The 21,553-nt window shown below is 60.2% G+C and carries 24 protein-coding genes; 4 read left to right on the top strand and 20 right to left on the bottom strand.

The window, feature by feature from the left end; all coding sequences use genetic code 11:
* Positions 1-43: 43 nt before the first annotated feature.
* The 6 genes from J3P92_RS18430 to J3P92_RS18405 form a co-directional block, all read right to left on the bottom strand.
* The gene (locus J3P92_RS18430; RefSeq protein WP_434607229.1) at positions 44-697 is read right to left on the bottom strand and encodes an HAD family hydrolase; all 654 of its coding nucleotides are present in this window, start codon (positions 695-697) and stop codon (positions 44-46) included.
* Positions 698-744: 47 nt separating this feature from the next.
* The gene (locus tag J3P92_RS18425; RefSeq protein ID WP_420766989.1) at positions 745-1,734 is read right to left on the bottom strand and encodes an ABC transporter ATP-binding protein; all 990 of its coding nucleotides are present in this window, start codon (positions 1,732-1,734) and stop codon (positions 745-747) included.
* A complete protein-coding gene (locus J3P92_RS18420) occupies positions 1,731-2,531 on the bottom strand; it encodes an ABC transporter permease (RefSeq protein ID WP_420766988.1) in 801 nt (266 codons plus the stop codon). Before J3P92_RS18420 ends, J3P92_RS18425 begins: the two co-directional genes overlap by 4 nt.
* A complete protein-coding gene (locus J3P92_RS18415) occupies positions 2,518-3,354 on the bottom strand; it encodes an ABC transporter permease (RefSeq protein ID WP_420766999.1) in 837 nt (278 codons plus the stop codon). Before J3P92_RS18415 ends, J3P92_RS18420 begins: the two co-directional genes overlap by 14 nt.
* Before the next feature lie 5 nt (positions 3,355-3,359).
* Positions 3,360-4,166: an alkaline phosphatase family protein gene (locus J3P92_RS18410; protein ID WP_434648630.1), complete on the bottom strand. Its 807-nt coding sequence runs from the start codon at positions 4,164-4,166 to the stop codon at positions 3,360-3,362.
* 179 nt (positions 4,167-4,345) lie between these two features.
* Entirely contained in the window at positions 4,346-5,413 is a 1,068-nt protein-coding gene (locus tag J3P92_RS18405) for an ABC transporter substrate-binding protein (RefSeq protein WP_420766986.1), read from the bottom strand.
* 349 nt (positions 5,414-5,762) lie between these two features.
* Here J3P92_RS18405 and J3P92_RS18400 point away from each other — a divergent pair, with 349 nt between their 5' ends.
* On the top strand, positions 5,763-6,488 hold the full coding sequence (locus tag J3P92_RS18400; RefSeq protein WP_420766985.1) for a UTRA domain-containing protein: 726 nt from the start codon (positions 5,763-5,765) through the stop codon (positions 6,486-6,488).
* Positions 6,489-6,495: 7 nt separating this feature from the next.
* Here the strand turns inward: J3P92_RS18400 and J3P92_RS18395 are convergent, their stop codons facing one another.
* From J3P92_RS18395 to minC, 7 genes are all read right to left on the bottom strand, one after another.
* Positions 6,496-6,678, bottom strand: a complete 183-nt coding sequence (locus J3P92_RS18395) for a hypothetical protein (protein WP_420766984.1) — start codon at positions 6,676-6,678, stop codon at positions 6,496-6,498.
* 205 nt (positions 6,679-6,883) lie between these two features.
* Positions 6,884-8,173 carry a M18 family aminopeptidase gene (locus tag J3P92_RS18390; RefSeq protein ID WP_420766983.1) on the bottom strand — a complete coding sequence of 430 codons (1,290 nt, stop codon included), beginning with the start codon at positions 8,171-8,173 and terminating at the stop codon, positions 6,884-6,886.
* Positions 8,174-8,254: 81 nt separating this feature from the next.
* Positions 8,255-9,097 (bottom strand): lipopolysaccharide kinase InaA family protein, encoded by an 843-nt coding sequence (locus J3P92_RS18385; RefSeq protein WP_434607221.1) that lies wholly within the window; start codon positions 9,095-9,097, stop codon positions 8,255-8,257.
* 136 nt (positions 9,098-9,233) lie between these two features.
* Entirely contained in the window at positions 9,234-9,869 is a 636-nt protein-coding gene (locus J3P92_RS18380; protein WP_420766981.1) for an RluA family pseudouridine synthase, read from the bottom strand.
* A 99-nt stretch (positions 9,870-9,968) separates the two neighbouring features.
* Entirely contained in the window at positions 9,969-10,223 is a 255-nt protein-coding gene (minE, locus tag J3P92_RS18375) for a cell division topological specificity factor MinE (protein ID WP_039594520.1), read from the bottom strand.
* Complete coding sequence (gene minD / locus J3P92_RS18370; protein WP_025214989.1) at positions 10,223-11,035, bottom strand: septum site-determining protein MinD; 813 nt, start codon at positions 11,033-11,035, stop codon at positions 10,223-10,225. The genes minE and minD overlap by 1 nt, the downstream gene beginning before the upstream one ends.
* 200 nt (positions 11,036-11,235) lie before the next feature.
* Complete coding sequence (gene minC, locus J3P92_RS18365) at positions 11,236-11,970, bottom strand: septum site-determining protein MinC (RefSeq protein ID WP_420766980.1); 735 nt, start codon at positions 11,968-11,970, stop codon at positions 11,236-11,238.
* 118 nt (positions 11,971-12,088) lie between these two features.
* On the opposite strand from minC, the gene J3P92_RS18360 reads away from it, so the two are divergent.
* Entirely contained in the window at positions 12,089-13,021 is a 933-nt protein-coding gene (locus J3P92_RS18360; protein ID WP_420766979.1) for a lipid A biosynthesis lauroyl acyltransferase, read from the top strand.
* Positions 13,022-13,056: 35 nt separating this feature from the next.
* The gene (locus J3P92_RS18355) at positions 13,057-14,217 is read left to right on the top strand and encodes a patatin-like phospholipase family protein (RefSeq protein ID WP_434560123.1); all 1,161 of its coding nucleotides are present in this window, start codon (positions 13,057-13,059) and stop codon (positions 14,215-14,217) included.
* 105 nt (positions 14,218-14,322) lie between these two features.
* Here J3P92_RS18355 and J3P92_RS18350 read toward each other — a convergent pair whose 3' ends face one another.
* From J3P92_RS18350 to puuE, 6 genes are all read right to left on the bottom strand, one after another.
* Positions 14,323-15,108: an outer membrane protein OmpK gene (locus J3P92_RS18350; protein WP_434560121.1), complete on the bottom strand. Its 786-nt coding sequence runs from the start codon at positions 15,106-15,108 to the stop codon at positions 14,323-14,325.
* 383 nt (positions 15,109-15,491) lie between these two features.
* Positions 15,492-16,775 carry a urate hydroxylase PuuD gene (locus J3P92_RS18345; RefSeq protein WP_434711744.1) on the bottom strand — a complete coding sequence of 428 codons (1,284 nt, stop codon included), beginning with the start codon at positions 16,773-16,775 and terminating at the stop codon, positions 15,492-15,494.
* 51 nt (positions 16,776-16,826) lie between these two features.
* Positions 16,827-17,330 (bottom strand): ureidoglycolate lyase, encoded by a 504-nt coding sequence (locus J3P92_RS18340; protein ID WP_025214983.1) that lies wholly within the window; start codon positions 17,328-17,330, stop codon positions 16,827-16,829.
* Between the two features lie 120 nt (positions 17,331-17,450).
* On the bottom strand, positions 17,451-18,446 hold the full coding sequence (gene alc, locus J3P92_RS18335) for an allantoicase (RefSeq protein WP_434648628.1): 996 nt from the start codon (positions 18,444-18,446) through the stop codon (positions 17,451-17,453).
* 66 nt (positions 18,447-18,512) lie between these two features.
* On the bottom strand, positions 18,513-19,028 hold the full coding sequence (gene uraD / locus J3P92_RS18330; RefSeq protein WP_420766974.1) for a 2-oxo-4-hydroxy-4-carboxy-5-ureidoimidazoline decarboxylase: 516 nt from the start codon (positions 19,026-19,028) through the stop codon (positions 18,513-18,515).
* The gene (puuE, locus tag J3P92_RS18325; RefSeq protein ID WP_420766973.1) at positions 19,025-19,951 is read right to left on the bottom strand and encodes an allantoinase PuuE; all 927 of its coding nucleotides are present in this window, start codon (positions 19,949-19,951) and stop codon (positions 19,025-19,027) included. The genes uraD and puuE overlap by 4 nt, the downstream gene beginning before the upstream one ends.
* A 412-nt stretch (positions 19,952-20,363) precedes the next feature.
* Here puuE and uraH point away from each other — a divergent pair, with 412 nt between their 5' ends.
* Complete coding sequence (uraH, locus tag J3P92_RS18320) at positions 20,364-20,717, top strand: hydroxyisourate hydrolase (protein ID WP_420766972.1); 354 nt, start codon at positions 20,364-20,366, stop codon at positions 20,715-20,717.
* 185 nt (positions 20,718-20,902) lie between these two features.
* Here uraH and J3P92_RS18315 read toward each other — a convergent pair whose 3' ends face one another.
* Positions 20,903-21,529, bottom strand: a complete 627-nt coding sequence (locus J3P92_RS18315; protein WP_420766971.1) for a LysE family translocator — start codon at positions 21,527-21,529, stop codon at positions 20,903-20,905.
* Positions 21,530-21,553 lie beyond the last annotated feature (24 nt).

Raw genomic sequence — 21,553 nt, 5'->3', positions numbered from 1 at the left:
CAAAAAGCCATAAACGCTTCAGGTGTTCTGGAGTTGATCCGCTTCACTTCCAGGTATGAATCGGCCAGCCAGCCAACTCAGCGTGAGCTTTCAATACCGGGTCCGGATTCACCACATGCGGGTAATCCACCCGCAGCAGCAACGGCAGGTCATTGCGCGAATCGGAGTAAAAACTGGCGCCTTCGAGGTTCTCTTCCTCGGCATCCAGCCAATCCAGCAAGCGGGAAATCTTGCCCTCGCGGTAGGTCAGGGTGCCCACGGTCTTGCCGCTGTACACCCCATGGGCCACTTCAAGGTCGATCGCCAGGATCTCATCAATGCCCAGGCGCTCGGCAATCGGCTTGACCAGGTGCGTGCCCGAAGCCGAGATCACCAGGATCCGGTCGCCGGCCTTGCGGTGTTCGGCGATGGCCTTGGTGGCGTCGCTGAAGATGATCGGCTCGATGAAATCTTCCACCCACGGTGTCACCAGGTGCTCGATCTCTTCGGGCGTGCGGCCGATCATCGGTTCCAGGCTGAAGTCCATGTACTCTTCCATGCGCAATTTGCCGTGGCTGTAGGCATCCATCAGCTCGTTGTTGCGACGCATGAACGACTCGGGATCGACCCAACCCAGGCGCCCCATCTGTTCGCTCCAGAGGGTGGCGCAGTCGCCGTGGATCAGGGTTTCGTCCAGATCAAAAATTGCCAGGGCCATCAGCGCGTTTTCCTTCTCAAGATCAGCTTCAAAAATCAACAAGGCCGTCAGGCTACCTCACACAGCGCCGACGGATCGATGGAAAGTGCCAACCGCGCACCGTCAGGATGCAGGTCGGCGGCCGAACGGTTGAGCACATCGACCACCAGCTCCACGCCACGGGCCTCGACCCGGTAGCGGATGACGTTGCCCAGCAGGCTGTGGCTGCGGATCAGTGCATCGGGCTCTCCATTGCGACTCAGTTCGATGGCTTCCGGGCGAATGGCGATGCGGCCGTTCACTGGGCGTTGCAGCAGCTTCGTGGCGCTGTCGGCGTCCAGCAGGTTGTAGTTGCCGATGAAGCCGGCGGCAAAGACATCGACTGGCGCAGTGTAAAGGGTCTCGGCATCGCCGCTCTGTACGATCTTTCCCTGGTTCATTAGGAAAATCCGGTCAGACATGGTCAGGGCTTCTTCCTGATCGTGTGTGACGAAGATCGTGGTCAAGCCCAGTTCGCGCTGGATCTGTCGGATCTGTTCACGCAGGTGTTTGCGAATCCGTGCGTCGAGGGCCGAGAGGGGTTCGTCCAGCAGCAACAGGCGCGGCCGGGTCACCAGGGAGCGGGCAAGGGCGACACGCTGGCATTGGCCTCCTGAAAGCTGGTGGGGATAGCGCGCTGCAAAATCATGCAGCTCCACCAGACGCAGGATCTCCAGTACACGCTGACGGCTGTCCGAGGCATCAACCTTTTGCATGCGCAGGCCGAAGGCGACGTTCTGTTCCACGGTCATGTTCGGGAACAAGGCGTAGCTCTGGAAGACCATGCCGATCCCACGCTTCTGCGGGCTCAACGGGACGATGTCCTGGCCGTCCAGCAGGATCTTGCCGTCATCCACCGCCGTCAGGCCGGCAATGCAGCGCAACAAAGTGGACTTGCCGCAGCCCGAGGGGCCGAGAAGGGTGACGAATTCGCCCTTCTGGATTTCGCAGTTGATGTCGCTGAACACCGGCGTGCCGGCGTAGCTTTTTTGCAGGTGTTGGACGCTGACGTAGCTCATTGGCTTTTGTCCTTGTTCAAGATGTTGGCCGCCCAGGTCAGGACCAGTACGAAGAAAAAGTAGGAAATCACCAGCGCACTGGTGAAGTGGCCGCTGCTGTTGCGCATGTTGTTCAGGTACACCTGCAGGGTTTCATAGCGGGTGCCGACGAGGATGTTGGCGAACACGAACTCCCCGAACAGGAACGAGAAGGACAGCAACAGCGCCACCATCAGGCCCTTGCGCAGGTTCGGCAGCACCACCAGCAGCGCGGCCTGGAAAGTACTGGCGCCGAGCAGTTGGGCAGCGTCCATCAGGTCACGCAGGTTGATGGCTTGCAGGTTGTTGGTGATTGCTCGGTACATGAACGGCAGGGCGACGGTGAAATAGCAGCCGATCAGGATCCACGGCGTGCCAACCATCGCCAGAGGGCCGGAACCATAGAGTTGCAACAGCCCCACCGACGACACCACCGGCGGCACCGCGAAGGGGAGCAGGATGAGGATGTTCATCAGCGCATCGAGCTTGGGAAAGTGGTAATGCACCACGAACAGCAGCGGCAGGATCAGCACCACCGAGAGCACCAGCGCCCCCACACAGACGACCAGCGATTGGCCGAAAGCATGGAGAAAGCGCGGATCGCTCCACAACTGCACGTACCATTTGAAGGTAAAGCCGCTGGGTAACACGGTGGCCGACCAGCTGCTAGCGATGGAGTAGACCAGTGTCCCGACCAGGGGCAGCAACAGAATGGCGAACAGCAGGTACACCACCGCTCGATGATAGAGCCCGACGGAGCCCGATTCAGCGCGAGACATGGTAGCTCCTCTTGAGCAGCAATTGATGGACGATGGTTACCAGAGTCATCAGCGCCACCAGCACCACGGCCAATGCACTGGCCATGTTCGGGTCAAGGGAAATGTCGCCGGAGACCATGGCGGCGATGCGAATCGGCAGGACGTTGAAGTTGCCGGTGGTCAATGCATAGACCGTCGCGTAGGCGCCGAGAGCGTTCGCCAGCAGGATCACGAACGTGCCCAGCAGCGCCGGGGTCAGCACCGGCAAGCCGATGTGCCGCCAGAACTGCCAGCCGCTGGCGCCCAACAGGGCGGCGGACTCACGCCAGTCTTCACGCAGCGCGTCGAACGCCGGGTAAAGCAGCAGTACGCCCAGGGGAATCTGGAAATAGGTATAGAGAATGATCAACCCGGTTTTCGAGTACAGGTTGAAATCCTCGATGATGCCCGCCTGCTTGAGCATGATCGTGATACTGCCGTTGAACCCCAGCAAGATGATGAAGGCGAACGCCAGGGGCACGCCGGCGAAGTTGCTGGTCATGTTGGCGAATGCGTTGACGAAGTTGCGCAGCCGCGAATCCACTCGACGCAGGGAGTAGCTGCCGAGCACGGCGATAACGATGCCGAACACGCTGGACCAGAAGCTGATTTCCAGGCTGTGCTGGATCGCTTGCCGATAAAACTTCGAACTGAAGATCTTGCTGAAGTTGGCCAGGCCCCAGCCGAACTCTTCCGATTCCAGGCTGTTGACCAGCACCCAGAGCAGCGGGGCGATCTGGAAGACGATGAAGAATATCGCGAAGGGCACCAGGCACAACGCTGCCAGCCATTTGCCGCGCGTCATGGCGTTCACTTGAGCAACTCCTGGCAAAAGGGTTTGTCGTGGGCGATGCCAAGCAATTGGCAAATCGTGCCGCACAGTTCGGTTTGCAGGGGAGCCGCGTCGGCGTTCAGGCTGAAACCATCCCCGAGGACAAAGAGCGGCACTTCCCGTTCTTCCGCCAGCAGCCCGTTGTGGGAGCGATCGTTGTTCATGCCATGGTCGGACGTCACCAGCACTTGGTAACCGGCGTCGAGCCAGGCTTGCAGGTAGACGGCCATGTTGATGTCGGCCGAGCGGGCACTGTTGCGGTATTGCGCAGTGTCGAGGCCGTGCTTGTGGCCGGCATCGTCGATGTTCATCGGATGCACCAACAGAAAATTCGGCAAGTAGCGCTGCCGCAGGTGTTCGGCATCAGCGAACAGGTGGGAATCGGGGTAGTGGTCGTTCCAGTAGAAATGGCCGTATTGGATCGGCAGGTCGGGGTTATGTGTATGGCGGTCGCGACCGGCGACGAAGGGCGAAACGTTATAGAGCTCGCTGACCCAATGGTAGGCAGCGGCGGCCGTGCTCAGGCCGGCCTCGGTGGCGTAATGGAAAATGCTGCGCTGGTTCGACAGGCGCGAGACGTTGTTGTGCACGATCCCGCTGTCGATAGGCACGACGCCGGTTAGTATGCATTCATAGAGCGGGCGGGACAGTGCGGGCAATTCACATTCCAGTTTGTAGAGCGCCGCGCGTCCTGCGCCGACATACGCCTGCAAATGTCCCATGGCATGCCGGGCGACCTCGTAGTTGAGACCGTCGAGCACCACCAGGATGACGTTGTGCTTCATGGGACCGGGACTCCGGGCAAGAACCAAAAAACCCGGTTCACCAAGCGTCCAATGTGGGAGCGAGCCTGCTCGCGATTGCGGTGTGTCAGCCAATATTCATGTCGACTGACACTCCCTCATCGCGAGCAAGCTCGCTCCCACAATGGATCAGCGGTGATCCGGGAGTGGAAGCTAGCGCCTCACTTCATCTCGACGATGACTTCTTCGTTCCACTGCTGCGGCAGTGCCTTGGAGGTCTTCTCCCACGCATCCGCATCCTTGATCGGGGTCACGCCTTTGTACTGCTCGTTCGGCAGCAGCTTGGCCTGGACCTCTTCCGGCAGTTTCAGGTGCTCGGCGCGAATCGGGCGGGCGTTGCCCTTGGCGAGGTTGATCTGGCCGGCGTCGCTGAAGATGTATTCGCGGGTCAGCTTGGCGGCGTTCGGGTGCTTGGCGTATTTGTTGATGATGGTGGTGTAGCCGGAGATCACCGAGCCGTCGGACGGGATCAACACGACGTAGTCATCCGGGTTGGCCATCTTGGCCTTGTAGCTCAGGCCGTTGAAATCCCAGACCACCCCGACTTCGACCTCACCTTTTTCCATCGTGGCGATGGTCGGGTTGGCCATGGACAGGCGCCCTTGCTTGGCAATCTCGGCGAACATCAACAGCGCGGGCTTGATGTTCTTCTCGTCGCCACCGTTTGCCAGGGCCGCGGCCAGCACACCGTTCGCCGCCTGGGCAGCGGTGCTCACGTCACCAATCGAGACTTTGTATTTACCGGTTTTCAGGTCGGCCCATTTGGTCGGGACGTCGGAGCCATGCAGCAGCTTCTTGTTGACGATGAAGGCAATGGTGCCGGTGTAGGCCAGGGCCCAGTTGCCGTCCTTATCCTTGGCCCAGTCCGGCACTTGCTCCCAGGTGCTTGGCTTGTAGGGCTGGACCACGCCCTGCTTGACCGCAATCGGGCCGAAAGCGGCACCGACGTCGCCGATGTCGGCGCTGGCGTTGTCTTTCTCGGCCGCGAATTTGGCGATTTCCTGGGCGGAGCTCATGTCGGTGTCGATGTGCTTCAAGCCATAGAGCTTGGCCAGGTCGTCCCAGGTGCCTTTCCAGTTCGCCCAGTCATCGGGCATGCCGACGCTGTTTACGGCGCCTTCCGCTTTCGCAGCGGCTTCCAGTGTTTTCAGATCGGTATCAGCGGCCATGGCGGCTGTGCACATGGCGATGGTCGAGCCTAACAGTGATGCCAGGAAAAGCTGTTTCATCCGAAGCTCCTATGGGCGTTTTCAACGCTGCGATTGCGGTTGTGTTGGTCTAGGTCAGCAATACCTGAGCCAATGTAGGTGTCTCCCATGACATTTTGATGTCGACTGCAAGCGCGCCAGCAATCGTCGGGCTCACGGAGGATCGCTGCGTCATAAGCGTAGACCATGAGTAAACAACTGATCTGCAAGGACTTGGCCGTTTAATTGCAAGCCAGCAAATAGACCGTTCAGCGGTTGTGTCATCTCTCAGTCATGCTCAGCGCCTAGGCTTGCAGGCATGCGATACGGATCGAAGCGGCAAAGATCCCGCCCCGAAACAGTGCTGGTCTAGTCCAGATAGGTAACGTTGATGCGCGTTGAGGCAACCAAAGCGGTGACATCCATCGGACAAGTCCTGCAAGAGCAGATCGACCACGGCTTGCTGGCGGCCGGCAACAAATTGCCAGCCGAGCGCAAACTCAGCGAATTGTTCGGCACCACTCGGATTACCGTGCGCGAGGCATTGTTGCAGTTGGAAGCCCAAGGGCAGATTTACCGCGAGGAACGTCGGGGCTGGTTCGTTTCGCCACCGCGGCTGGCCTACAACCTGATGCAGCGCAGCCATTTCCACGCGATGGTTGCCGCTCAAGGCCGCGTGCCGCGCACCGAAGTCATATCGGCCCGCTTGCAACCCGCCTCGGCGGCAATCTGCGCCTGGCTTCAACTGCCGGCGCTGTCCAGCGTCATCCAGATCTGTCGCACCCGGCGTATCGATGAACGACTGGTGCTTTATGTGGAGCATTATCTGAACCCGTCGTACTTTCCGGACATTCTCGCGTTCGATCTCAACCAGTCCATGACCGAGCTGTACGCCCGCCATTACGACTTGCATTACGGCCGGGTGAAATTCGACATCGTGCCTACCTCGTTGCAACCCGAGGCCGCGGCAGCGCTGAAAGTGTCGGTCGGCAGCCCCGGGCTGCGGATTGCTCGGGTCAACTATGACCAGCACCAACGGCTGATCGATTGTGACTTGGAATTCTGGCGGCACGACGCGATCCACGTTGGCGTGGACGTGCCGGAACAACCCGCCTGAGGCGTATTCAGGAGGACTCGTTGAGCTTCGCCATAATCCTGAACAGCACTGTGATAAGGATCAGCAACATGCCGATCCACATGGCGAACACCCCGACATTTTTGTCTCGGAAGTTGAAGCCAATGGCCAGCAGGATCATGCCGGCGATGATGGGCACGAGCATGGCGTTGAACGAGGACATGGAGATCATTGCGACGGCCTTGTCGGGAGGGATAAGGTCAGTCTAGTTCGGGTTTGCTTGGGGTGTGGTGAGGTGTGTCATGAGTTATCCAGACCTTTCGCTGGATACCCTTGTGGCGAGGGAGCTTGCTCCCGCTCCAGTGCGCAGCACTGGCAAAACCGGTTTGGGGTGGCTGCGCCACCCAGCGGGAACAAGCTCCCTCGCCACGAAGGTTTTATGGCAACTCGCGAGAAGCGTAGAACGCGCTCAGCACTTTCACCAGGTGCGCCAGGTCTTGGCTACCGCACAGTTCGCGGATCGAATGCATGGCAAAGGTCGGCAGGCCAATGTCCACGGTGCGCACACCCAGCTGACTGGCGGTGATCGGGCCGATGGTCGAGCCGCAACCCATGTCGCTGCGCACCACGAAACTCTGCACCGGTACTTCTTCGGCCATGCACAGGTGGCGGAAGAAGCCGGCGGTTTCGCTGTTGGTGGCGTAGCGCTGGTTGGTGTTGACCTTGATCACCGGGCCAGCGTTGAGCTTGGGGCCATGATTGGCGTCGTGCTTGTCGGCATAGTTGGGGTGTACGCCGTGGGCGTTGTCTGCGGAGACCAGCAGGGATTTCTGAATGGTGCGTACGAAATCTTCACCGTCGGGCAGCAGACGGCGCAGGGTCTGTTCGAGCATCGGGCCGTCCGCGCCACACGCCGAAGTAGAACCGACCTCTTCGTGGTCGTTGCACACCAGCACGCAGGTTTCTTCGGTGTCGGCGGTCAGCAAGGCTTGCAGGCCGGCATAGCAGGAGAGCAGGTTGTCCAGTCGCGCGCCAGTGATGAAATCACCATGCAAACCGATGACCGCTGCGCTTTGGGTGTCATAGAAGCTCAGCTCGTAATCGAGCACCACGTCGGCGTTCAAGCCGTGTTCCCGGGCCAACTGGTCAGTGAGCACGGCGCGGAAGTCGACGCGTTCGTCGCCAGCAAACTGGGCGAGGATCGGCGGCAGCTCGTTCTGCGGATTGATCGCCCAGCCTTGGTTGGCTTCACGGTTGAGATGAATGGCCAGGTTTGGAATCGTGGCGATCGGCGCCTTGAAATCGATCAGCTGACTCTCGACCTTGCCGTCACGGCGGAAGGTCACGCGGCCGGCCAGCGACAAGTCGCGGTCGAACCACGGCGCCAGCAATGCGCCGCCGTACACTTCCACGCCCAGTTGCCAGAACCCCTGACGTTGCAGTTCCGGCTGGGGCTTGACCCGCAGGCAAGGACTGTCGGTGTGGGCGCCGACCAGACGGATGCCGTCGTGTAGCGCAGAGTTGCGGCCCAGTTTGAAAGCGATGATCGAGGAATCGTTGCGCGTGACGTAATAGCGACCGTTGGCCTCGGTGGCCCAGGTTTCGCGCTCATCGAGACGCTGGTAACCCGCCGCCTCCAGGCGCTGGGCAAGGCTGGCGGTAGCATGGAACGGGGTAGGGGAGGCCTTGAGGAAGTCGATCAGGCCCTGGTTCAACTCTGCGCGCATAAATAACTCCAGACAGCAATGGGCGCGAGTTTACCCCATCGGGCAGCGACATAGCAGGGCCAATGCCGCACCCCGAATGGCTCAGTCAAGCAGGAGCCGGCCTTGCAGGAACACTTCTCGGCGCTCCTTGCGGCCCAGGTGGCAGTGCTTGCTGACCTGATACACCTTGTTGAAGTTTTCCATCGAGACCGTTGGCTTGCGATCGAGGTATTCCTCGACCAGGCTGTCGTACCGTGCTTCGGTGATGTACCGGTAGATTTCACGGTGGTACAGGAACCCGAGCTGGAAGCCGAGTGTTTCGCTGTGAAACGGCGTCGGCCGGGAAAAACAGTTCTCGAAATCGATCGCCATCAGCGGACGTTGTGGATCAGCCGGGTGCATGAGATTGCCAGCCCAGAAATCCATGTGGCTTATGTTCCTGCTTGTCAGGGAATCCAGCAGTTCGAAGGCTTTGTGGGTGAATGTTTCAATCTGTCCGGGATGTTCCGCCAGCCATTTTGCGCCGTCGGTGTAATCCTCCAGCAACTCGGTGATCAGGAAGTAATCCTGGGCCAGGCCTAATCCACTCCTGGTGTAGCCAAACCCCTGGAGCGTCGGCATCCGGACGCCGCGATGCTGGGCCAGCAGCGTGTTCTGCAGCTCTTCCAGTGGCCAGTCAAAGCGCCCGTTGCGCTGGGGGGTGCCCAATGTGACGCGTACTTTGCTCCGCCAACTGCCCAGGCGCTGGACCTTGGCAAACAAAGCCTGTTTGCTGCCCGCAATGATTGCCGTCGCCCTGGTCACCGCGCGCTTGCGGCGATTGATGATGAGCTGGCGCAGCGCTTGCTCGGTGCGATGACAAGGTTCGTCCCGTAGATGTAAATCCGTATTCAAGAAGCGGAAGGTATAACGGTAGTCTTGCTGAAGCGGTGGAGAATCTGGCACGGGCGTCCTGGCCTTGGCTAAATGCCACCATCTTAAGCATATTCCATTGAATGTGAAGACTTTTCCTACACACGGTGTCCCGGTCGAGGCCTCTGGCGCGTATCGCCAGAAGGCCCGACTTCGTTTGATCCCTTGTTCAGAACGGTGCCGGGCACTCGAAACGCAAGCGCTCGCCGCTTTGCGGATGGGTAAAGCTGAGCATGCTGGCGTGCAGGCACAGGCGCGGCCAGGCCGCCAATGCCTGCGGATGGGCATAGAGTCCGTCGCCCAGCAACGGATGACCGATGGACAGCATGTGCACGCGCAACTGATGTGAGCGTCCGGTGATGGGCGTCAGTTCGACCCGACACCAGTCGCCGCAACGTTCGAGTACACGCCAGAACGTCAGGGCATGCTTGCCGTGCTCATGGTCCACGACGTGACGGGGCTTGGTCGGTGGGTCGTAGCGCAAGGGCAGATCGATGCTGCCACTGTCCAGCTCGGGCTGGCCCCAGCACAACGCGGTGTAGGCTTTTTCGGTTTCGCGGTCATGAAACTGGCGGGACAGTTCGCGATGGGTATCCGGATCGCGGGCCAGCAGGATGATGCCGGAGGTTTCCCAGTCGAGCCGGTGCACGATTCGCGCTTCCGGATAGCCGTTTTCCTGCAGGCGAGTGATCAGGCAATCTTTATTGTCGTCCGCCCGGCCAGGCACGGACAGGAGCAGGGTCGGCTTGTCGACCACGAGTACGGCGGCGTCCTGGTGGAGGATGCGGATGTTGGACAGGGGCATTAAACAGTCTCGTAACAAACGGCAACGGCGGCTCGGGCCCTTCTCCAATCCCAGGGGGAGAGGAGAGGGCCCGAGCCGCCGTGGCTCCCGCAGGGTCGATCAGCGATCCGGCAGGGTGATATTGAGTTCCAGAATCGAGCAGCTGCCCTGGCTTTCGAGCGCCACATGCACGTCATCGTTGCCGATGTTGACGTACTTGCGGATCACTTCCACCAGTTCCTTCTGCAAGGCCGGCAGGTAATCAGGGGTGCTGCGCTGGCCGCGTTCGTGCGCCACGATGATCTGTAGACGCTCTTTCGCGACCGAGGCGGTACTTGGCTTTTTGTTGGCACGAAAGAAGTCAAAAAGGTTCATTACCTACCTCCAAACAGGCGCTCGAAGAAACCTTTCTTCGTGACGTCGAGGAATCGATGTTCGACGGTTTTGCCCAGTAGACGATCGACTGCATCGCTGTACGCCTGGCCAGCGTCGCTCTGGTCGTCAAGAATGACCGGCACGCCGGAGTTCGAGGCCTTGAGTACCGCTTGGGATTCTGGAATCACGCCCAGCAGGGTGACCGCCAGGATTTCCTTGACGTCCTCGACGCCGAGCATTTCGCCGTCGCTGACGCGCTGAGGGTTGTAGCGGGTCAGAAGCAAGTGTTCCTTGATCGGCTCTTCGCCCTGCTCGGCGCGACGGGACTTGCTCGCCAGAAGGCCCAGCATGCGGTCGGAGTCACGCACCGACGACACTTCCGGGTTGGTCACGACGATCGCTTCGTCAGCGAAGTACATGGCCAGGTGGGCACCTTTTTCGATACCGGCCGGGGAGTCGCAGACCACGAATTCGAAGTCTTCCTTGAGCTGCATCAGCACCTTTTCCACGCCTTCCTGGGTCAGCGCGTCTTTGTCGCGGGTCTGGCTCGCGGCCAGCACGTACAGGTTCTCAAGGCGCTTGTCCTTGATCAGGGCTTGTTGCAGGTTCGCTTCGCCATTGACCACGTTGACGAAGTCATAGACCACGCGACGCTCGCAACCCATGATCAGGTCGAGGTTACGCAGGCCGACGTCGAAGTCGACGATGACTGTTTTGTGGCCGCGCAAGGCGAGGCCGGTACCGATAGCGGCGCTGGTGGTGGTCTTACCCACACCACCCTTGCCGGATGTAACCACGAGAATCTTGGCCAAGGTGTTTCACCCCTAAGGAAAAAGGACTTTGTCAGCCCCTGAAAAACATCTCTGGAAAACTGCTGCAACTGCACAGGCTTGGCTGGAATAGGACATTGGGCCGGGTCTACTTCTGGTAAACACTGCCTGATCCTTTTTCCTACGTCGTTAAGCTGTTTTCGCTACGTTTTAGAGATGCTTGGAAAATGCGGCAGTATCCGTTAAAGCCGAATGATGTTCAACACGTCGCCCGACAGGCTGACCTGGACGCCAGCCCCCCACAACGGGTCGCGACGCAAATCCTCGGAAACCTTGTAATGCCCGGCGATGGAGACCAGTTCGGCGCTCAACTGCTGACAGAAGATCCTTGCCTTGGTGTCGCCCTTGACACCGGCCAGCGCACGGCCGCGCATCGGGCCGTATACATGGATGTTGCCATCGGCCAGAAGTTCCGCGCCCGGACTGACCGAGGACACGACGACCAGATCGCCACCCTGAGCATAAATCTGCTGTCCGCCGCGTACCGGCGTGGTGATCACACGGGTTGGCTTGACGGTGGGCTCTGCTGGTTTCTCGGGTTTCTTCGGTTCGGCCGGGCTCAGTTCCAGCACCCGCTCACGAGCACCGGAAGGCGGTAGCACCGGGATGTCAATGGCGATGGCGGCGGCGATGTCTTCGATGCGGCTGGCGCGGATCGCCAGCGTGCGCAGGCCATGTTGGCGGCAGACGCGCATCAGGCCAGGCAAGTCCACTGAACCTTCGCCGGCAGGCAGCTTGTCCAGTGCCAGTACCAGGGGGGCATTGCTGAAAAAATTCGGGGCCTGGGCGACTTTCGCCGCCAACTGCCGGTCAAGACCTTCCAGGTCGTTACGGGCCAGTTCCAGCACCGTAATGGCGAGCATGCTGCCCTTCAGCTGGAACACGGGATCTTGGTCTAGCGGTTCGGTTTGGCTCATGGTCGGCGTACAACGACTTGTCACTAAAAGTGCCGAGACTTATAACGAGATCGCCCGTCAGCCGCAACCCGGGTCGAACAATGTAGAATGCGCGGCCCAAGTCTTTGTGGAAGCTGTAATGGATCGCCCGCGTCTTCGAGCTGCATTTTTTCATCCGCGTTTCTGGCTGCTGTGGTGCGGCCTGGGGCTGTTGTGGCTGATCGTTCAGTTGCCGTATCCGTTGCTGCTGCGGATCGGCCGGGCGCTGGGCGCGCTGATGTACCGGGTGGCCGGCGACCGGCGGCGCATCGCCAGTCGCAACCTGGAACTGTGTTTTCCCGAGAAGTCCGCCGCTGAGCGCAAGCGCTTGCTCAAGGAAAACTTCGCCTCCACCGGCATCGCGTTCTTCGAAATGGCCATGAGCTGGTGGTGGTCGCGTTCGCGCCTGGCGAAGCTGGCCCATGTCGAAGGGTTGGAACATCTCAAGCAGGCCCAGCGCGAGGGCCGGGGTGTGATCCTGATGGCGCTGCATTTCACCACGCTGGAAATCGGCGCGGCGTTGTTGGGCCAACAGCACACCATCGATGGCATGTACCGCGAGCACAAGAACCCGTTGTTCGACTATATCCAGCGCCGCGGTCGCGAACGGCACAACCTCGATTCCCTCGCGGTGGAACGCGATGATGTGCGCGGCATGCTCAAATTGCTGCGCGCGGGCCGGGCGATCTGGTATGCACCGGACCAGGACTACGGCGCCAAGCAAAGTGTATTCGTGCCATTATTCGGCATCCAGGCGGCGACGGTCACCGCCACCAGCAAATTTGCGCGCTTGGGCAAGGCACTGGTCGTGCCGTTCGTCCAGGAGCGCCTGGCTGATGGCAGCGGCTATCGACTGGTGATCCAGGCGCCGCTGGAGGATTTTCCGGGGGAGACCGAGGAAGCCGATTGCATTCGCATCAACCAGTGGGTAGAAAAATCGGTCAGCCAATGCCCCGGGCAATATCTCTGGGCCCATCGGCGCTTCAAGACCCGTCCGCCGGGTGAGCCGAAGTTGTACGAAAAACGCGGTTGAAATGTAGCCTAATTGACTGAGCACGGAGCATCGCGATGACCCCAGCTGAACCGGTAACAGGTTTGATTCTTTCCGGCGGCGGGGCTCGAGCGGCATATCAGGTGGGCGTATTGGCGGCCATCGCCGAGTTATTGCCAGACGGCGCAGACAACCCGTTCCCGGTGATCGTCGGCACGTCGGCTGGCGCGATCAACGCGGTCAGCCTGGCAAGCGGTGCGATGGATTTCAAAAGCGCCATCGAGCGGCTGACGGCGTTCTGGCAAGCGGTGCGCAGCCACCAGGTGATGCGCAGCGATTGGCGTGGCGTGCTCGTCCAGGCGACGCGTTTCATCACGCACAGCCTGTTGGGCCTGGGGGCCAAGTTGCCGGTGGCGCTGGTCGACAGTTCACCGTTGCGCGAATTGCTCCGGGCACAATTCCATGCGTCGGGTATCGAGCAGGCGATCGCCGAGCACCAGCTGCGAGCGGTGGCGGTGACCGCGTTCGGCTACGAGTCCGGACAGGCGGTGACGTTCTATCAAGGTCGCGGCACTATAGATGCCTGGTTGCGGCACCGGCGCATCGGTGTCCCGACGCAGTTGTCGGTGGAGCATCTGCTGGCCAGTTCCGCGATCCCCTTGCTGTTCGCACCGGTCAAGATCGGCCCCCAGTACTTCGGCGACGGCGCGGTGCGCCAATCGGCGCCGATCAGTCCAGCCCTGCACCTGGGAGCCAATCGTGTGTTGGTCATCGGCGTCAGTGGCAACCCCCGCGGCGCGGGTGGGCAAACGCCCCAGGAGCGCAGCTACACCGGCCAGCAACCCACCCTGGCGCAGATCGGCGGACACATGCTCAACAGCACGTTCATCGACAGCCTGGAAAGCGACATCGAGTTGCTTGGGCGCCTCAACCAGTTCAGTCACCTCCTGCCCGAGGGCGTGCCTGCCCATACCCTCGGTGCGGCACCGGTGGAGGTGTTGGTGATTTCGCCAAGCCAACCGATCGACGAGATCGCCGCCCGTCATCGCCAGGAACTGCCCCGTGCGTTGCGGGTGTTCCTGCGCGGGCCGGGCGCGACCAAGACCAGCGGGGCTGGGGTGTTGAGCTATCTGCTGTTCGAGGCGGGGTACTGCGGCGAGCTGATCGAGCTGGGGCGCCAGGATGCGTTGGCGCAGCGTGAGGCGTTGAGCCGGTTCCTGGGCTTGGCTCAGGGGTAGCGGGTCTGACGCCATCGCGAGCAGGCTCGCTCCCACAAGGAATTCCCTGTGGATGCTGAGCGGGTGTCCGCTCCGGGAATCACTGTGGCAGCGAGCCTTGGTCGATCAGAAATGGTACTTCAGCAAGAAACTGGTATTGCTCTGGTTGGTCTTGAAACTACCGCTGTCTTCGATCGCGTATTTGTTTTTCCAGTAGTCGTATTCCACACCGACATACAGTTGCTTGGCGCCCAGTTTCAAGGCCTTGCCCAAGTCATATTTGATCTGCGGGACGATGTGCAGGTTGGCGTGGTAGGTGCCCTTTGAGTTGGTGTCGTTGTCCACGACCCAGTCGATGAAACCATCGATCAGGATATCGGACGACCCCACGGGCACGGTGTAGGCCCAGGCCGGTGTGATCTGCCAGACGTTGTCGCCGGCACGCGAGCCTTCGGTCTGGCGGTTGTAGAAGTTCAGCTGGAAATAATCGAAACCGGGAATGGCCAGGTCGAAACCCGGGCCGATCAGGTAAGACTCGTTGTCGCCTTCGCCAAACTCATAGGTCATCGCCAGCAGCACGTCCTTGATCGGACCCAGTTCGAGCTTCTGGTCAAAAATCTTGCCGAACGACAAGCGTGGGCTGAACTCGCCGTAATAGGTATTCGGGCCGGACTGGCTGTCGTCCTGGCCGTTGTAGAAGATCCGGTCGAGGAAGAAAAAGTTGTCGCCGTATTTCCACGCATCGGCATGCTCGAACGTCACGGTCTGCTGGATGCGTGGGTTGATCTGGAAATCCTTGCCATACAGGTAGCTCAGGCTGTTGCTCTGCCATTGGAGCAGGTCGCCTGCCACGGCCTGTCCCCCTGCCAACAAAGATCCCGCAACGATCAGATTGGTGCACGTGCGTTTCATTCGGTTTGCTCCCAAAGGTAAGTGGTATCGCGTTTCTTGTCGTCAGCGCTCTGGTGTGGCGCTTTTTCTACGGATAAACATCCGTTCGGTCAGCTTTTTGTTTGTGACAAGAGCTGAAAACAGCGGCGTCGGTCAGGATCCGATTGTTATTTGGAGACGTCCGGATTCGAACGGCCGCGCAGGATACGGGCTTGCATGGAGGGGCTCAAGTGCGTTGCGACAGCGCATGGGCAACGGATGCGGGGCGTGAGTGTGGAAAGTGTGCATGGGGTGCTTTCCTCTTGTTGTTATTGTTGAGGCGCAGGCGGCCGCTGACGGGCGACCGGCGTGTGCCGGTCTGCCCGTTAGCGGTATTGCTGTGGATCGAGGCTTGCTCGGGTGGACTAGTTGGTCCGTGCACCTTGGGTGATCCAGGCGCCAATCAGATCGCGCTCCTGCTGGGTCATCTGGGTGATATTGCCCAGTGGCATGATCTGGGTGGTCACGGCCTGGGCCTGGATGCGCGCGGCTTCTTGCTGGATCTGCTGTGGCGTATCGAACATCACCCCGCCCGGCGCCGCGCTGAACAGCGGGCTGGTGGGCTTGGCCGAATGGCAGACCGAGCAGCGTTCCTGGATCACGCTGTGGACTTTATCGAATGACGGGCCCTGGGCATTGGCAGCCTGGGCAGGCGCGGGCGCCTGCGCTGGTACTGCGGGTTTGGCGCCGCCGCCCACCGCCGTCTCCGGCAGTGGCTGATACTCGATCACGCCGGGCACCTTCGCGACTTCCGGCGCGCCAGGCATCGGCTTGGGACCGGTGACATAAGCCAGGCAGATCATCGCCAAGGCGCCCACCGGCAACGTCCAGGCAAACCGATTGCTGTCATGACGCGTGTTGAAGTAATGCCGCACCAACACCGCCGCCACTGCGATACCCGCCAGGATCAGCCAGTTGTATTGGCTGCCGTAGGTGCTTGGGAAGTGGTTGCTGATCACCGGCAGGGTGAAGTAGTTGTTGTGGCGCGAACGCAACAAGCCTTTGGCCGGCAGCGCCGGGTCGGGGGTGCGGTTCTCGGCGATAGCCGCCACCAGCGCACGCTGGGCCGGCATGATGATGCGGAACACGTTGCCGACCATGATCGTACCGATGACGGCACCGACATGCAGGTAGGCGCCGCGACCGCTGAACACCTTGCTGAAGCCATAGGCCGCGGCGATCAACAGCACGAACAGAATCAGGCCGAGCAGGGCGGGGCGCTTGCCCAGGGCCGAATCGCAGAGAAAGGAATAGATGAACCAGCCGACCAACAACGAGCCGAGGCCCAGGGCGACGCCTTCAGGGCCGCTCAGGCTGCTGCCGGGAGCCAGCAGGTAGACGGTCGGGTTCCAATAGAACACCACGCACAACAGCGCGATGCCCGACATCCAGGTGAAGTAGGCTTCCCACTTGAACCAGTGCAGGTTGTCCGGCATGGCCGGTGGTGCGAGTTTGTATTTTTCCAGGTGATAGATACCGCCACCGTGGATGGCCCACAAGTCGCCGGCCAGGCCGCTCTTGGGGTTGACGCGATTGAGGTTGTTTTCCAGCCAGACGAAGTAGAACGACGCGCCGATCCAGGCTACGCCAGTGATCATATGAACCCAGCGAATGCTCAGGTTCAGCCATTCCAGCATATGTGCTTCCACAGTCTTTACCTCTCGCCCGTCACGCTTGTTTTCGCGTGATCGGACCTTCTCTTATTGGTGGGGGGCGAGGATCAAAAACTCATCCTCTTTGAAAAAATGCTCATCGCAGTTGTTGCCTGTGCCACTGCGATCAACCACCAGGAAGTCATCCCGCTTTTCGATCGTCAGCACCGGGTGGTGCCAGACGCCGCGATGGTAATTGATGCCCTGCCTGCCGTTGGTGACGAAGGCGCGGACCAAGCCTGATACAGGTGCATCGCCAAGTGGCGCGACCACGATCAGAAAGGGGTTGCCGAGCAGCGGAATGAAGGCCTGGCTGCCCAGCGGATGGCGCTCCAGCATGCGCACGGTCAGTGGCATCTCCAGCGCGTCGGCGCGGAAGATGCTGATGATCGCCTTGTCGTCCGGCGTGGCGGTTTCCACCGTCGCCAGGCGATGAAAGCGCATGGTCGAACCGTTGTTGATCATGAAGTGATCGCTGCCGTCGGTTTCGATCACGTCACCGAACGGGGCGAAGGCTTCTTTGGTCAATGGTTCGATCTTGAGAGTGCGCATGCTGGTCTTCTTTACCTTGAATTCATTGTTGTCTGTTCTATTGCTATCGCGAGCAGGCTCGCTCCCACATTTGACCGCCTACCCTGTGGGAGCGAGCCCTGCTCGCGATTGGCTTCACCGCTATTTAGCGACCTTGCCAAGCACCCGCAGGCGACTCACGCCACCATCCGGGAACACGTTCAGGCGGATATGGGTGATTGGCCCCAGCGCCTTGATCTGTTCGGCGAAGGTGTGTTCGGCGTGCATTTCCAGCTTCTGGCTCGGCAGCAGCTCGCGCCAGAACAGCGATTGGGTTTCGATCTGGCTGTCGGTGCCACCTTTGACGAATGCGCCCTGGATCGAGCAGCTGTCCGGGTAATTGCCCTTGAAGTGCAGGGTGTCGACGACGACTTGTTCAACGATACCGGCATGGCCCAGGGCGACGATTACCCAGTCATTGCCAGGCGTGCGACGACGGGCGGTTTCCCAGCCATCGCCCATGTTGATGCCGCGGCCAGGGTTGAGAATGTTGCTCATGCGGCCGAAGTGCTCGTCGGAGCAGGCCAGGGCGCGCCCGCCATTGAGGGCGGCGGCCAGGTCGATCTGTTCGTTGTCGCCCACGGCGGACCAGTCGCGATACGGAACACCATAGACCCGCAGGCGAGCCACGCCGCCATCCGGATAAATGTTGAAGCGCAGATGGCTGAAGGCTTGCTCGTTGCTGATTTCGTGGTAGTGGTGGCTGTTGCCTTGCAGCTCGACGGCCGACAGCACTTCAGTCCACTGGGTGGTTTCGTCCGGCTCGCCTTCGGCCAGGAAGCAGGCTTCCAGGGAAGCCGATGGCGGGTAGTTGCCGGTGAAGAATGAAGTGTCGATGTCCACGCCCTTGATCGAGCCCGGCACGCCCAGGCGGATCACCGCGCTGTCGTAGCCTTCGAAGCGCTTGCGGCGCGACTCCCAGCCATCCATCCACTTGCCGTTGTCATCGAACACGCCCTCCTTCCACACGGCCGGGGTCGGCTGGAACAGGCGGTTGGCGTCGGCGAACCAGTCGTCGGTGACCGAGATGATCTTGGTGCCCAGACGGGCGTCGGCCAGGTTGACGAACTTTTCGAACGGTACGGCGTAAGCTTTCATTCTTCTTGTCTGCCTTTGATAAGTTGGCTGGGGATGCTTGCAGGACCTGTCTTCAGGAGCCGCTCGCTAAAGGGTCAGTAATCGGAACAACGCGATCTTGTTGATCTCTGCCAGCGCGCATTTGAATTCGGCGTCTGCCGAGTGGTGGATGCGCGTCTCGAACGCGGCGAGGATCTGGTGCCGGTTGCTGCCTTTTACCGCCATGATGAAGGGAAACTTGAACTTGGCTTTATAGGCCTCGTTCAGCTCGGTGAAGCGCTGGAACTCTTCGGCCGTGCATTGGTGGATACCGGCGCCAGCCTGTTCGTTGGTGCTGGCTTCGGTCAGTTGTCCCTGGACGGCGGCTTTGCCGGCCAGGTCCGGGTGAGCGTTGATCAGGGCCAGTTGGCTGGCGTGATCGGCACTCAACAGGATGTCGCTCATGCGCTGGTGCAGGGTTTCGATCTCGTCGATCGAAGGGTCCTGGCCCAGGTCGAAGGCCTTTTCGGCCACCCATGGCGAATGTTCGTAAATGTCAGCGAAGGCTTTGACGAACGCTTCGCGGCTCAAGGTGGAAGGCTTGAGGGTTTGGAAAGCGGTCATTTGGACGCTCCCTGATACGGATGGGTCTGCTGCCAATGGCGAGCGATGTCGACGCGGCGACTGAACCACACCTGCTCATGACCCTTGACGTATTCGAGGAAACGCTTGAGGGAGGCCAGGCGCGCGGGGCGGCCGATCAGGCGGCAATGCAGGCCGATGGAAAGCATCTTCGGCGCTTCGGCGCCTTCGGCATACAACACGTCGAAAGCGTCCTTGAGGTACTGGAAGAAATCGTCGCCCTTGTTGAAACCCTGCACTTGGGTGAAGCGCATGTCATTGGTGTCCAGGGTGTAAGGGATGACCAGGTGCGCCTTGCCGGTGGGGTTGTTTGGCTCCCAGTAGGGCAGGTCGTCGTCGTAGGTGTCGCTGTCGTAGAGGAAGCCGCCTTCTTCCATCACTAGCCGGCGGGTGTTCGGGCCGGTGCGGCCGGTGTACCAGCCCAGCGGACGCTCGCCAGTGATTTCGGTGAGGATGCGGATCGCTTCGAGCATGTGCTCGCGTTCCTGGGCCTCGTCCATATATTGGTAATCAATCCAGCGATAGCCATGGCTGCAGATTTCGTGGCCGGCGGCGACCATCGCGCGAATCACGTCCGGATGGCGCTGGGCAGCCATGGCCACGGCGAAGATGGTCAGTGGTATATCGAACTCCTTGAACAGCTTGAGGATCCGCCAGACCCCTGCGCGGCTGCCATACTCGTACAGCGACTCCATGCTCATGTTGCGCTCGCCCTGCAGCGGTTGCGCCGCGACCATCTCCGAAAGGAACGCTTCGGACTCCTTGTCGCCATGCAACACGTTGCGCTCGCCACCTTCCTCATAGTTGAGTACGAAGGAGAGGGCGATGCGGGCATTGCCCGGCCATTGGGGATGGGGAGGGTTACTGCCGTAACCGATCAGGTCGCGTGGGTAGTCAGCGCTCACTGCAGTCTTCCTTCTTGTTCGAACCATGTAGGTGGCGCCCTGGCGATGGATATCGGGCTGGCGTCACGACGATGGACTGATTGTATACAACTTTGTCTTCGACTTGTAAGCCTGTTTTTTGCATTTTTTACCGCCAACGTTGCCGTATCGGTGCTGCAAGAAACTTGCCTACCCAGTCAGCTAATGTTGCATAAGCCCTTATATGCCTGGGGTTGGGGTAAAAACAAATGACGATTGCCGTGGTTGGCGAAGTGAAGCAGATATCTGTTTTTTATTGTGTACAATTCAGCTTTAAAGTGTCTTAATTCGCTCACTGCCGTGATCTTTCGTGCTTCGAAATGGTGCGGCTTGTCTTTCAACTGACTCAGGAGGCGCCGTGCCTGGCTGTTCCGCATCCGGGCATGCACAATCGATGGGACGTCTGACTACACACGTTTTAGATGCCGCACACGGCTGTCCAGGCAGCGCGATCAAGATCGAACTGTATCGCGTCGAAGGTTCAGAACTGCAACGGGTTGCCAGTGCAGTGACCAACAGCGATGGCCGTTGTGACGCACCACTGCTGCAAGGAGACGACTACCGCAGCGGGGTCTACCAGATCCAATTCCACGCCGGCGATTACTACCGCGCCCGTGGCGTGCAACTGTCCGAGCCGGCGTTCCTGGATGTGGTGGTGCTGCGCTTTGGCATTTCGCAAGAGCAGGAGCATTACCATGTGCCGTTGCTGATTTCGCCCTACGCCTATTCAACCTATCGAGGCAGCTGAGCCCCCAAGCAGCTGCCTTGCCCTGGAAGCGACTGCGCATAGAGCTTCTTTGGTTTTTAGCCCGCTCACACTGCGGGCTTTTTTTCGCCTATCAAATAGGCGAGGGCCTTATCGCGAGCAAGCTCGCTTCCACAATCGGATGCGTTTCAACTGTGAGAGCGAGCCTGCTCGCGAAGATTTTTTTCTCAGCGGCTCAGCAAGGAAGCCGCCCCGGCCCCGCTGAACAACCCGGCGCTGACCCGGTTGAACCAGCTCTGGCCCTTGCCCGTGCGCAGGTAGCGGGCAGCGCCATGGGCACCGAGGCCATACGCCAGCTTGCAGAGCAGGTCGAGCACGGTCCAAGTGGCGATCATCACCAGCAGTTGCGGCAAGAACGGCTGCTCGGCACTCAGGAATTGCGGCAGGAATGCCGCGAAGAAAAGGATGTCCTTCGGGTTGCTCGCGCCGAGTACGAACGCACGGCCGAACAGCGCGCGGAAACGCGGAATGGGGGCGGCTTGCGGTACCTCGGCACCCTGGGAAGGCTGGCGCGATTGCTGCCAGCTCTGCCAGGCGAGGTAGAACAGGTACAGCGCGCCGACGATTTTCAAGGCGCTGAACAACTGCTCCGACGCCAGCAACAGGGCACCGAGCCCCAGCGCCGACGCACTCAACAAGCAGATCGATGCCACCACTCCACCAAGGAAAGCCGGGTAGGATCGGCGCAAGCCATAGTTCAGGCTGTTGCTGATCATCAGTAACGATAACGGGCCGGGGATAAGGATTACCACCAACGCGGCACCACTGAACAACAACCAGGTTTCCAGATTCATTGCTTTGCTCCTGACGTACAAAAG

Source organism: Pseudomonas sp. D3-27 (assembly GCF_051132165.1).
In the GTDB taxonomy this organism is placed as follows: Bacteria; Pseudomonadota; Gammaproteobacteria; order Pseudomonadales; family Pseudomonadaceae; genus Aquipseudomonas.
The sequence above is the reverse complement of the archived record's forward strand: the minus strand, read 5'-3'. Positions and strand labels throughout refer to the sequence as shown.